This is a genomic window from Allobosea sp. LjRoot9 (genome assembly GCF_964252745.1).
In the GTDB taxonomy this organism is placed as follows: domain Bacteria; phylum Pseudomonadota; class Alphaproteobacteria; order Rhizobiales; family Beijerinckiaceae; genus Allobosea.
The window spans coordinates 48,309-60,563 of the sequence record NZ_CAXUPC020000004.1; the positions used below are offsets into that span (position 1 = coordinate 48,309).

Annotated in this window: 8 protein-coding genes; 6 read left to right on the forward strand and 2 right to left on the reverse strand. The window is 67.7% G+C overall.

Translation table 11 applies throughout. From position 1 onward, the window contains the following. The first annotated feature begins 14 nt into the window (after positions 1–14). Both ACSQ3P_RS17540 and ACSQ3P_RS17545 read left to right on the forward strand, forming a co-directional pair. Positions 15–1,196: an efflux RND transporter periplasmic adaptor subunit gene (locus tag ACSQ3P_RS17540; RefSeq protein ID WP_436166808.1), complete on the forward strand. Its 1,182-nt coding sequence runs from the start codon at positions 15–17 to the stop codon at positions 1,194–1,196. An 11-nt stretch (positions 1,197–1,207) separates the two neighbouring features. Continuing rightward, a complete protein-coding gene (locus ACSQ3P_RS17545; RefSeq protein ID WP_436166809.1) occupies positions 1,208–4,429 on the forward strand; it encodes an efflux RND transporter permease subunit in 3,222 nt (1,073 codons plus the stop codon). Positions 4,430–4,707: 278 nt separating this feature from the next. On the opposite strand, the gene ACSQ3P_RS17550 is transcribed toward ACSQ3P_RS17545, so the two are convergent. Next, the gene (locus ACSQ3P_RS17550; RefSeq protein WP_436166810.1) at positions 4,708–5,631 is read right to left on the reverse strand and encodes a hypothetical protein; all 924 of its coding nucleotides are present in this window, start codon (positions 5,629–5,631) and stop codon (positions 4,708–4,710) included. A gap of 393 nt (positions 5,632–6,024) precedes the next feature. Between ACSQ3P_RS17550 and ACSQ3P_RS17555 the strand changes: the two genes are divergently transcribed. Further along, a complete protein-coding gene (locus tag ACSQ3P_RS17555; RefSeq protein ID WP_436166811.1) occupies positions 6,025–8,358 on the forward strand; it encodes a molybdopterin guanine dinucleotide-containing S/N-oxide reductase in 2,334 nt (777 codons plus the stop codon). Positions 8,359–8,385: 27 nt separating this feature from the next. Here the strand turns inward: ACSQ3P_RS17555 and ACSQ3P_RS17560 are convergent, their stop codons facing one another. Beyond that, on the reverse strand, positions 8,386–9,297 hold the full coding sequence (locus tag ACSQ3P_RS17560; RefSeq protein WP_436166812.1) for a DMT family transporter: 912 nt from the start codon (positions 9,295–9,297) through the stop codon (positions 8,386–8,388). Positions 9,298–9,405: 108 nt separating this feature from the next. Between ACSQ3P_RS17560 and ACSQ3P_RS17565 the strand changes: the two genes are divergently transcribed. The 3 genes from ACSQ3P_RS17565 (at position 9,406) to ACSQ3P_RS17575 (ending at position 12,222) form a co-directional block, all read left to right on the forward strand. After that, positions 9,406–10,272, forward strand: coding sequence for a LysR family transcriptional regulator (locus ACSQ3P_RS17565; RefSeq protein WP_436166813.1), 867 nt, complete (start codon positions 9,406–9,408; stop codon positions 10,270–10,272). Positions 10,273–10,474: 202 nt separating this feature from the next. After that, positions 10,475–11,518, forward strand: coding sequence for a GTPase ObgE (gene obgE / locus ACSQ3P_RS17570; RefSeq protein ID WP_092172299.1), 1,044 nt, complete (start codon positions 10,475–10,477; stop codon positions 11,516–11,518). 116 nt (positions 11,519–11,634) lie between these two features. Continuing rightward, on the forward strand, positions 11,635–12,222 hold the full coding sequence (locus ACSQ3P_RS17575; RefSeq protein WP_436166814.1) for an invasion associated locus B family protein: 588 nt from the start codon (positions 11,635–11,637) through the stop codon (positions 12,220–12,222). Positions 12,223–12,255 lie beyond the last annotated feature (33 nt).

Below are 12,255 nucleotides of genomic sequence, written 5' to 3' on the forward strand. Positions count from 1 at the left end.
TGAAGGTCCGCCCGATGCCCCGTCTTCTCCCCGTTTCGCTGCTGGCATTCGCTCTCGGCTGGGCTGCGCCGCTGCAGGCGCAGGCACAGGCACAGGCGAAGATTCCGGCTCAGCCGGCGCCTGGTGCCGGGCCGTCCGTCACGATCACCAAGGCGAAGATCAGCGAGATCGTGCAGAGCGTCGTCGTGTCCGGCTCGATGATCGCGCGCGACGAGGTTCTGGTCTCGCCGGAACTCGACGGCGTGCAGGTCGTCGAGTTGGTGGCCGAGGAAGGCGACAAGGTCGCGGCCGGGCAGGTTCTGGCGCGCCTGTCGCGGACGACGCTGGAGGTGCAGAAGGCCCAGAACGACGCGCAGATCGCCCGCGCCGAGGCCGCGATCGCCCAGTCGAACGCCCAGATCGTCGAGGCCGAGGCCAATCTCGTCCAGGCCCGTAACGCCTTCGACCGCACCAAGACCCTGCGCGAGAGCGGCAATGCCAGCAACGAGACTTATGACCAGCGCGACGCGGCCGCCCGCTCGGCTAGCGCGCGGTTGAACTCGTCCCGGCAGGCGCTGGCGATCTCGACAGCCGATCTCGCCCTGGCCAAGGCGCAGGGGCGCGACATCGAGGTCAAGCTGGGCCGCACCGAGATCAGGGCGCCGACGGCGGGCATCATCAGCAAGCGCTATGCAAGGCTCGGCGCGATGGTGGCCATGGCCGCGACCGACCCGCTGTTCCGCATCATCGCCGATGGCGCGATCGAGCTTCAGGCGGATGTCGCCGAGGTCGAATTGCCGGGGCTCAAGCTCGGCCAGCCGGTCGCGGTGACGCCGGCCGGTGCGAGCGTGGCCCTGGCAGGCGAGATCCGGCTGATCGCGCCCGAGGTCGACAAGCAGTCGCGGCTCGGCCGCGTGCGCGTCGCGCTCAAGGGCAATCCGCCGGTCGCGATCGGCTCCTTTGCGCGCGGTTTGATCGAGACCGGCCGCAAGAACGCGGTGACGCTGCCCTTGTCGGCGATCACCTATGCCCGCTCGGGCGCGACGGTGCAGAGCGTCAGCGACGGCAAGGTGACGACCAAGAAGGTCCAGCTCGGCCTGGCCGGCGACGGCCGCGCCGAGATCGTCTCCGGCATTGCCGACGGCGAGAGCGTCGTGGCGCGGGCCGGCACCTTCGTGCGTGACGGCGACGTCATCACGCCGGTCGCGACGAACTGACGGAGACGATCGTGGATATCAATTTCTCCGCCTGGTCGATCCGAAAGCCGGTTCCCGCGATCCTGCTCTTCGTCGTGCTCTGCGTGCTCGGGCTGCTCTCCTTCTCGAAGCTGCCGGTGACGCGCTTTCCCAATATCGACGTGCCGCTGGTCTCGGTCACGGTGACCCAGTCGGGCGCGGCGCCTGCCGAGCTGGAGAGCCAGGTCAGCAAGCGCGTCGAGGACGCGGTCGCCAACATCACCGGCGTCAAGCATGTGATGTCGACGCTGACCGACGGCTCCTCGGTTTCGGTGATCGAGTTCCGGCTCGAAACCAACACCGACCGCGCCGTCAACGACGTCAAGGACGCGATCGCCAAGATCAGGGCCGACCTGCCGCGCACGATCGATGAGCCGATCATCCAGCGCATCGATGTCGAGGGCCAGTCGATCATGACCTTCGGCGCGTCTTCGCCGGGCATGACGCTGGAGCAGATCTCCTGGCATGTCGACGATGTCGTCGCGCGCGAATTGCAGGGCCTCAAGGGCGTCGGCCGGATCGACCGCTTTGGCGGGGTCGATCGCGAGATCCGCATCTCGCTCGATCCCGACCGCTTGCTGGCGCTGGGCACCACGGCGGGCGAGGTCAACCGCCAGATCCGCGCCACCAATGTCGATCTCGCCGGCGGGCGCGGCGAGGTCGGCGGGCAGGAGCAGGCGATCCGCACGCTCGCCAGCGCCCGCACCGTGGCGGAACTCGCCGAATCCAAGATCACGCTGACCGGCGGCCGCGAGGTGCGGTTGAAGGAACTCGGCCGCGTCGAGGATTCGAACTCCGAGCCGCGCTCCTTCGGCCGGCTCGACAAGAGGCCGGTCGTCTCCTTCGCGGTGTTCCGCTCGAAGGGGTCGAGCGAGTTGTCGGTCAAGGATGTCGTCGCGGCGCGCATCGCCGAGCTCAACAAGCGCTACCCCGACATCGTGATCAAGCCGATCGACGACGCCGTCGCCTATACCTACGGCAACTACAAGGCGGCGATGGAGACGCTGATCGAGGGCGCGGCGCTGGCCGTGCTCGTCGTCTTCCTGTTCCTGCGCAACTGGCGCGCCACGCTGATCACCGCGATCGCGCTGCCGCTCTCGGCCATCCCGACCTTCTGGGCGATGGAGCTGATGGGCTTTTCGCTCAACCTCGTCAGCCTGCTCGGCATCACGCTGGTCACCGGCATCCTGGTCGATGACGCCATCGTCGAGATCGAGAACATCGTCCGGCATATGAAGATGGGCAAATCGCCCTATCGCGCCGCGATGGAGGCGGCCGACGAGATCGGGCTCGCCGTCATCGCGATCACGCTGACGATCGTGGCGATCTTCGCGCCGGTCTCGTTCATGGGCGGCGTGGCCGGCCAGTATTTCCGCCAGTTCGGCCTCACTGTCGCGGTCGCGGTGCTGTTCTCGCTGCTGGTCGCGCGCCTGATCACGCCGATGATGGCGGCCTATCTGATGAAGCCGGTGAAGCATGCTGACGCCAAGGACGGCGTCGTGATGGGGGCCTATGTCGGCCTGCTGCGCGGCACGCTGGCGCGGCGTGAAATCCCGCTATTGCCGCGCTTCGATGGCTCGGGCCGCTGGCGCAAGCTGCCGCTCAACATGGCCTATGTCACGCTGCTGATCGGCTTCGGCTTCCTCTTCGCCTCGATCAAGGCAACCGCGCTGTTGCCGACCGGCTTCATTCCCGACGAGGACACCTCGCGTGTCGTCGCCTCGGTCGAACTGCCGCCGGGCTCGACGCTGGAGGATACCCGCGTCGCGACCGATCTGATCGTCGACCGCCTGCGCACGATCCCGGAGGTGACGCAGGTCTTCGTGCTCGGCGGCTCCTCGCCGACCGGCCAGCGCGAGGTCCGCCGCGCCGCCGTGACGATCAAGCTCCTGCCCAAGGCCGAGCGCAAGGCGCGCCAGAAGGACCTCAAGGTCGTCATCGCCCAGAAGCTCGCCGATGTGCCCGACACCCGCGCCTGGTATGTCAATGAGCGCGGCGAGCGCGAAATGGCTTTCTCGATCCTGTCCAAGGACGGCGCTGCGCTCGACGAGGCGGTGGCGCGGATCGAAAGCCGCATGCGCAAGATCGACGGCTATCTCAATGTCGCGACCTCCGGCTCGCTCAGCCGGCCGGAACTGCGCGTCACGCCCAAGCTCGAACAGGCCGCCAATCTCGGCGTCACGCCGGAATCGATCTCGGAGGCGGTGCGCGTCGCCACCATCGGCGATGTCGGGGCCAATCTCGCCAAGTTCAACGCCGGCGACCGGTTGGTGCCGATCCGCGTCCAGCTCGACGAAGCCGCCCGCGCCGATATCCGCAACATCGCGGCCCTGCGCGTCACCAATGCCAACGGCGTCTCGATCCCGCTGACGGCGGTGGCCGAGATCGGCTTCGGCGAGGGGCCGAGCTCGATCGACCGCTATGACCGCGTCCGCCGGGCCGCGATCGGCGCCGATCTCAAGCGCGGCTTCGAGCTCGGCACGGCGCAGGACACCTTCCAGGAGATCGTCAGGCAAGTCGGCCTGCCCGATGGCGTACGCATCGCCGCGACCGGCGACGCCGAGATCCAGGGCGAGGTGGTGCAGGGCTTCATCACCGCGATGGCGACCGGCCTGATGCTGGTGCTGGCCGTGCTGATCCTGCTCTTCGGCTCGGTCTTCCAGCCGATCACGATCCTGCTCTCGCTGCCGCTCTCCTTCGGCGGCGTGGTCATCGCCCTGCTCGCCACCGACAAGCCGGTCTCGATGCCAGTCTATATCGGCCTGCTCATGCTGATGGGCATCGTCACCAAGAACGCGATCATGCTGGTCGATTTCGCGGTCGAGGAGATGGCGCGCGGCAAGGACCGCCGCACCGCGCTGCTGGAGGCCGGCCGCAAGCGCGCCCGGCCAATCGTGATGACGACGATCGCGATGGCGGCGGGCATGATGCCCTCGGCCTATGGCGTCGGCGACGGCGGCGAATTCCGCGCGCCGATGGCGATCGCGGTGATCGGCGGCCTGATCGTCTCGACCGTGCTCTCGCTCGTCTTCGTGCCGTCCTTCTACGCGGTGATGGATGATCTCTCGCGCCTGACTAGCTGGATCTTCGGCCGCTTCTTCAGCAAGCCCGAGGATGAGAGCGCCTGGGAGGCCATCGACGAACACGCCACGCCGGGCGAAGCGAGCGCCAAGGCGATGGCCAAGCTGCCGCCGCCGCGGCTGGCGGCGGAGTAGGGGGCGCCAACCTTGCGGCTGGAGCTATTCTCGGAACCAAGCGTCATCCCGGACAAGCCGCGTAAGCGGCGCAGATCTGGGATCCATCGGAGGGCTCTGGCGCTCTAGAGCATTTCCGCGTTTCTCCGAATCGCGAAAATGCTCTAGCTCTTTGTTTTAACGCGTTTTCTTCACGCGAACCGGTGTCCACTTCGCTCGAAAACGCTCTAGGATGGATCCCGGGTCTGCGCTTCGCTTGCCCGGGATGACGGTGTGTTTCCGAGTATAGACAGCACGCTCTAAAGCGTCGGCGACACGGAGGGTGTGGGCCCGCTGGACGGTGCCGGCGACGGCTGGTTCCGGCGATTGAGCATCTCGCCGCGCGAGCGGATGATCTGCGCCATGACGACATCCTGAACGCGCTGCTCGGCGGCGCGGCGGATGGCCTCCCTGTCGGCGGGGCGTGCGCCGTCGAGCTCGATGATCTCGATGGTCGCCTGCACCAGCGCATCGACATCCGCCTTGCAGAAGATCATCGCAGCCTTGGCAACGACCTCGGCCTTCTCGTCGGTGAGGAGCATCGGGCCGCCCTCCCGCCCGATGCAGGCCAACGCCTTGGCGCGGATCAGGTCGCGGGTCTTTTCGAGGACCGCCTTCTTCTCCGCCCTAGCCTGCGCGTCGGCCTCCGATGGCCGAGGCGCGTTCTGGCCGGGCGACGAAGTCACCGGCCCGCGAATGCTGGCGCTCTGGCGGGCGCATTCGACGAGCGCGGGCAACATCTCCGAAGTCGAGGTCAGGGCGAAGGCCAGGCGCCGGTCATTCGCGACCAGCTCCAGATAGCCGCCATGGCGGAAGGCGTTGATCAGTTGCGAATCCGCGGGCATCGCGATCGTCATCAGGACCGGCGTTTTGACATCCGCGGTGACGTCGATGCGCGATGTGCGATCGAAGACGAGCTGCAGCGCCAGCCTCTCGCCCGGCTTGAGCTTCCAGCTGGCGTGCGAGAACCCGAGCAGCCATTTGAAATCGGCCGTGATCGAGGTGAGCATGCGCGTGCCGTTCTTGTAGGCGGCATTCACGGCGCAATGCGAGAAGGCGCCTGTCGCGTCGTTGGTGAAGGCGCCGCCCGACCAGTTTCCGACGACGACCTTGCCATAGGGACCCGCAGCCTGCGCCATCGGCGCCAGCAGCAAGGTCGAAGCCAGGAGAACTCCACGTATCATGCTCGCCTCGGCAGATATGGGCACCAAGAATGACGTCCGGCGCGGCTTATCGCAATCCCGTGACGTGTCGAATGGAGAGAGGGGGCGCTTTCGGGACCTGCGCCCGTGGGGCCGGGGGAGACGTGGATGGTCGACGCGATCGACCATGACGCGACGGGCGCGGAGAACCCTTCTCCCGCATCAAAGTCGGCTGTTGCCGACTTTGACACTTTGGGTTGCCCATCTCGGGCAAGCCCGAGATGGGTGGGAGAAGGGAAGATGGGGGCGTGGCTGCAGAGAAACGGCGCCCCCAGACCACCGCCAGACGCATTCCCCCCTTTCGCCACGGCCCTCGTTCTCCCAGCGAAGATGTCCTAGGCTCCCGTCACCTGTCCGGCAGCTGGAAGCACTGAGATGACGACGTTGACCGCCCCGCTCTCCGAGGCTCCGCTGGAAGAGGGTTTCCGGCCGCACACTTCGCATTGGGGCGTGTTCTCGGCGCGGATGAAGGATGGCGAGCTGGAGGTCAGGCCCCATGCCGGCGATCCCGATCCCAACGAGATCATCCAGAATTTTCCGGGCGCGCTGCGTCACCGCGCCCGCATCGCGCAGCCTATGGTGCGCCGGGGCTGGCTGGAGAACGGGCCGGGACCCGATGAGCGCCGCGGCCGCGACGAATATGTGCCGATGTCGTGGAGCGCCGTGCTCGACAAGCTCGCGGGCGAACTCAGGCGGGTGCGCGACGATTTCGGCCCGGGCGCGATCTTCGGCGGGTCCTATGGCTGGTCCAGCGCCGGGCGCTTCCATCATGCGCAAAGCCAGGTCCATCGGTTCCTGAACACCTCGACCGGCGGCTATGTGAAGTCGGTCAACAGCTATTCCTCGGGCGCCTCTTCCGTCCTCGTGCCGCATATCATCGGCGACTACGAGGATCTGGTGAAGCGCAACGTCTCCTGGGAGCAGATCGCCGAGCATAGCGAGATCGTGCTCGCCTTTGGCGGCATGGCGCTGAAGAACAGCATGGTCACCGGCGGCGGCAGCAGCAAGCATGTCGAGCGCGGCGCGATGCAGCGCGCCCATGAGCGCGGCTGCGACTTCGTGCTGGTCGGCCCCCTGCGCGGCGATCTGCCCGATGAGGCGGGCGCCGAATGGCTCTCCAGCATCCCCGGCACCGATACGGCGCTGATGATGGCGCTGGTCCATAGCCTCGTCGTCGCGGGGCTGCACGACCGCGATTTCCTGGAACGCTATACCGTCGGATGGCCGGTCTTCGAACGCTATTTGCTGGGAGAGACCGACGGGCAGCCCAAGGATGCCGCCTGGGCCTCCGCGATCACCGGCGTGTCGGCGCAGGCGATCACGGCGCTGGCCAGGCGGCTGCACGGCAAGCGCGCGCTGATCGTCGTGGCGCATGCGCTGCAGCGGGCCGAGCATGGCGAGCAGCCGGTCTGGATGGGCATGGTGCTGGCGGCCGCGCTCGGCCAGATCGGCCTGCCGGGCGGCGGCTATGGCTATGCGCTGGGTGCGATCGGTTATTACGGCCGGCGCTACAACGCCGTGCCGATGCCGACCCTGCCGCAGGGGCGCAACGCCGTCACCGACTTCATTCCGGTGGCGCGCATCTCGGACATGCTGCTGAACCCCGGCACAAGCTACCGCTATAACGGCCAGACCCGGACCTATCCTGAGATCAAGCTGGTCTACTGGGCCGGCGGCAATCCGTTCCATCATCACCAGGACCTGAACCGGCTGAAGCAGGCTTTCGCCAGGCTCGACACGCTCGTCGTCCACGAACTGGCCTGGACGGCGACGGCCCGCCACGCCGACATCGTCCTGCCATGCACGATGACGCTGGAGCGCGAGGACATCGGCGGCAATGCCAACGATCCGCTGCTCGTGCCGATGCGGCCCGTGATCGCTCCCTATGGCGAGGCGCGCGACGACTACGCGATCTTCGCCGAGCTCGCCGAGCGGCTCGGCACGGCCCAGGCCTTCACCGAGGGCCGTACGGTCCGGCAATGGCTCGAGCATCTCTATGAGCCGACGCGGGCCGCACTCGCCGAAGCCGGCCTGCCGGCGCCGAGCTTTGCCGAGTTCCAGGCGAGCGAGGGCTACGACATGCCCCAGCAGGACGATGATGGCGGGCGCCTGCGGGCTTTTCGCACCGACCCGGTGGCGCATCCGCTGCCGACGCCGAGCGGCAAGCTGGAGATCTTCTCGCAGAGGATCGCAAGCTTCGGCGAGGCGGACTGCCCCGGCCATCCGACCTGGCTTGGGGACACCAACGTGCCCGACGCCGCCTCGCCCTTCGTCCTCGTCGCCAACCAGCCGCGTACGCGGCTGCACAGTCAGTTCGACTTCGGCGGCCACAGCAGCGGGGCCAAGCATCGCGGCCGCGAGGTCGCGCGCATGCATCCGCAGGATGCAGCCGAGCGCGGCATCGCTGACGGCGACATCATCCGCATCTCAAACGAGCGCGGTGCCTGCCTGGCTGGGGTGCATGTCACCGACGGCATCCGCCAGGGCGTGGTCCAGCTGCCGACCGGCGCCTGGTACGATCCCGTCGATCCCGAGGAGGACAAGCCGCTCTGCGTCCACGGCAATCCCAACGTCCTGACCCGGGATGTCGGCACCTCGGCGCTGGCGCAGGGCTGCACGGGACAATTGACCACCGTCCAGGTCGAGCGCTTCGACGGCAACCTGCCGCCGATCCAGGCTTATGACCCGCCGGTTCGGAAGGCTTCGTGAGCGGTTGATCGGCGAAGCGGGCGCGGCTCAGCCGCGCCGCACCAGCAGCACCGCTGCCAGGATCGCGACGCCACCAAAGGCCTGCGCCGGCGAGGGCTGCTCACCAAAGATCGCCCAGGCGGCGAGCACGCTGACGAGCGCCGGCCAGACCATGACGAGGGAGGCGGCGCTGGCGCCGTAGCTGCCGAGTGAGAGCGTGATCAGGCCCTGGCCGAGCGCATGCGAGACCAGGCCGAGCGCGATCACCGCAAGCCAGCCCTGCAGGCTTGCCGGGATGATGGTCTCGCCGAGCGCGAGCGCCGCCGCGAGGCAGAAGACGGCGCAGAGCGCGCTGGAGATCAGGCCGATCCGGCCGGCATCGGCCCGCTCGCGGGCACGGCGCACGGCGAGGATATAGCCGGCATAGGAGACGGCCGCGCCGGTCGCCAGCATGTCGCCGAAGAGCCCGCCAGGCGAGGCGGCACCGGGGGCGCCGATGAATTTCGGCAGCACCAGCATCAGCGCGCCGCCAAGCGCGAGCGCAAGCGCGCCGAGGATGCGCTGCGTCGGCTTTTCCCCGAGCAGGAGCCAGCCGCCGAGCACGACCGCGACGGGCGAGAGATTGCCGAGCAGCGAGGCGTTGGCGATCGTGGTGTGGCCAAGCGCTGCGTTGTAGAGCACCACGTCGATCGCGAAGGTGAGGCCGGCGAGCGCGATCGGGATCAGCGCGCCGGGACGGACCGCGCCTGAGACCGGTTTGCGCTGCTCCATCGCGGCCCAGAGCGCGAGCACGGGAAGTGCGAACAGCATGCGCCAGAAGCCGGCGGCGGCCGGGCCGACATCGGCCAGGCGCATGAACACGCCGGAAAAGCCGATGCAGGTCGCGCCGGTGAGCAGCGCAACGAACATCGCCAGCGCGGGGGCGGCGGGGCGGGGCATGACGAGGGCCGGCGTGGACATCTGGCGACTTCCTGAGCAATCGCCCGCGATATAGCCAACTTCCATCGATCGGAAAAACGGATTATTCTGATTTAACCATTCCTAAAATCGATCGATGGAGATTGTCTCATGACGGCGCATTTCGATCTCGCCGCGCTCGACATGCTGGTCGCGGTCGCCGAGACCGGTGGCTTCACCGCCGCGAGCGCCAGGCTCGGCCGCACGCAATCGGCGATCTCGGTGCGCATCCAGGATCTCGAGAGCCAGATCGGCCATCGCCTGCTCGAGCGTTCGCGCCGGGGCGTGACGCCGACCGATGCGGGCGAGCGATTGATCGCCCATGCGCGCCGACTCCTGACGATCGAGCGCGAGGCGCTGGCAGATCTCGGCGGCGAGATGGCTTCGGGCCGGCTGCGCATCGGCATCCCGGACGACTATGTCGACGCTTATCTGCGTCCGCTGATCGCGCGTTTTGCGGCGGAACACCCCAAGGTCGAGCTCGAATTGCGCTGCGATCTCTCGAAGCGGATCGAGCCGGCGCTGGCGGCCGGAGAATTCGACCTCGGCGTGGTGACGCAGGATCCCAACCGGCCGATCGGCGAGGTGCTCCGGCGCGAGCCTATGGTCTGGGTCGCCGGGCGCGGCCATCGCCCGGAACTGCAGGAGGTGCTGCCCTTGGCGCTGTTCGCGGAAGGTTGCCGGGCGCGCCCGCGCATCCTCTCGGCGCTGGGTGCGGCGGGCAAGGCGCACCGGCTGGTGTTCTCCTGCTCGCACACCTCGGGCATGCTCTCGGCTGTTGAGGCCGGGTTTTGCGTCACGGCCCTGACCGAGAGCGCGATTCCGCCGAGCCTGCGGCGCCTGGGCCCGGCAGACGACCTGCCGCCCTTGTTCGATCTCTCGGTCGGCCTGATCATCGGGCCGCAGCCGGGGCTCGCGGCGAGGCGCTTCGCCGACGCGCTGCGCGACGAAATGGCCGCGCCGCGGCTGGCGGCGTGAGGGGCCTGTATCCCCCCGTCATGCTCGCCCTTGTGGCGAGCATCCACGTCTTGAACGCGGCATTCGACAAAAGAAGACGCGGATAGTCGGGACAAGCCCGACCATGACGAAGGGCGCGGCGGCCCCTCATTCGTCTCCCCGCGAGGGGAGAAGGGAAGAGAGGCGCATTGCCCTTCCGCGCCCGCCCCACTACTGAAGCGCTATGAAATTCCTCGACCAAGCAAAAATCTATGTGAAGGCAGGCGATGGCGGCGCGGGCTGCGTCTCCTTCCGGCGCGAAAAATTCATCGAGTTCGGCGGGCCCAATGGCGGCGATGGCGGGCGCGGCGGCGATGTCGTGATCGAATGCGTGCAAGGCCTCAACACGCTGATCGACTTCCGCTTCCAGCAGCACTTCAAGGCCAAGATCGGCGGGCACGGCATGGGCGCCGACCGGCATGGCGCCAATGGCGAAGTGAAGGTGCTGAAGGTGCCGCCGGGCACGCAGATCTTCGACGAGGACGGCGAGACGCTGATCGCCGACCTGACGCAGGCCGGGCAGCGCTTCGTTTTGTGCAAGGGCGGCAATGGCGGCTTCGGCAATGCCTATTTCAAGACCGCGACCAACCAGGCCCCGCGTCATGCCAATCCGGGCCTGATCGGCGAGGAGCGCTGGGTCTGGCTGCGGCTGAAGCTGATCGCCGATGCCGGGCTGATCGGCCTGCCGAATGCCGGCAAATCGACCTTCCTTGCCACGGTGACTGCGGCCAAGCCCAAGATCGCCGATTATCCCTTCACTACCTTGCATCCGGGCCTTGGCGTGGTGCGGGTCGACGGCCGTGAGATGGTGCTCGCCGATATTCCCGGCCTGATCGAGGGCGCGCATGAGGGCCACGGCCTGGGCGACCGGTTCCTCGGCCATGTCGAGCGTTGCCGCGTGTTGCTGCACCTTGTCGAGGGCACCAGCGAACATGCGGGCAAGGCCTACAAGACCGTGCGGCAGGAACTCAGCCTCTATGGCGAAGGCCTGGACGAGAAGCCCGAGATCGTGGCGCTCTCCAAGGTCGATGCGCTCAGCCCCGAATTGCTCAAGGAGCAGGTGGCGCGGTTGAAGCGGGCCTGCAAGCGCATGCCGATCATTCTGTCCTCGGCCTCGGGCGAGGGCGTCGAAGCGGCGCTGCGGGCGCTGTTTGCGATCGTCGACGAGGCGCGCAAGGACGAGGCGCGCGAGAACGCCCCTGTCGAGGAGACCGGCTGGCGGCCGTGATGGCTGTTCGTTGACAGAATTGCGAACCGCCGTTCCCAAGAGGGCGGCGGCTCTTGCCTAAGGGCACGGCGTCGCGTCAATAGTGTTTCCAACGAAATCTCTGGAAACGCCGCGACATGAAGCACCTCACTTCCCCGACCGTGTTGCTGGCCCTGATCTGCGCCGGCTCGGCTTTTGCCCAGGCGCAACGCAGCCCGGCTGCGGCCCAAGGGCAACAGCGCCCGGCGGCAGCGGCTCCCGCCCCCGGTGGTGTTTCGCAGCCCGACAACACCACCGCGACCTATGGTGACTGGACGCATCGCTGCCAGCAGGGCGTCGGCACTCGCATCTGCGAGGTCGTGCAGACCTTGCAGGTCCAGGGGCAGCAGGGTCCGGTCGCGCTCGTGGCGGTCGGCCGGCCGGTCAAGACCGAGCCCTATAAGCTTGTCGTGCAGGTGGCGCCGAATGTGACGCTGGGACCCAATGCCGGTGTGCGCGTCGCGCTGGGCGAGAAGGACGAGGGCACGCTGGCTGCGTATTCACGCTGCATTCCCGGCGGCTGCTTCGCCGAAGTGTCGATGAGCGAAGATCTGCTGAAGCGCTGGCGCGGCTATTCGGAAGGCGGGCAATTGCGCTTCCAGGACGCGGCGAACCGGCCGGTGACGTTGCCGTTCTCCTTCCGGGGCTTCCAGGCGGCGGCCGACGCCCTGGCAAGGGAGCCTTGAGACTTCCAGCATGCAGCCCTCATCCTGAGGAGC